Origin of the sequence: Clostridium sp. MCC353 (assembly GCF_018785315.1) — a bacterium.
GTDB lineage: Bacteria > Bacillota > Clostridia > Lachnospirales > Lachnospiraceae > CHH4-2.
In genome coordinates this window covers 1-291 of record NZ_WQPN01000047.1, presented here as the reverse complement: position 1 = coordinate 291, position 291 = coordinate 1, and the positions used below count along the sequence as shown (strand labels likewise).

At 45.4% G+C, this 291-nt stretch carries 1 protein-coding gene; it reads left to right on the top strand.

What is annotated here, in order from left to right:
- Positions 1–291 (top strand): DUF3991 domain-containing protein (locus tag GPL15_RS09945; protein WP_215698525.1); only part of this gene is annotated, 291 nt, incomplete at both ends.

Genomic DNA, 291 nt, shown 5'->3' with positions numbered 1-291 from the left:
GGAGATTGTGGATGCATTTGTAAGAAGCGGTCTGATTTACGAAAGTCTGGAGCCGTCAAAGGATGGCGCAAAGCAATTTCACAATGCAATCTTTGTGGGAAAAGATGAAGCAGGGACAGCCAGGCATGCACATAAAAAGGGAATCTGCACCTACGGAAAGAGTTACCGCGGGAATATTGAAGGGAGCGATCCTCGGTACAGCTTTCATTGGAAGGGAATCAGCAATACCCTGTATGTATTTGAAGCGCCTATTGATTTGATTTCCTATATCTCACTTCATAAGGTGGGCTG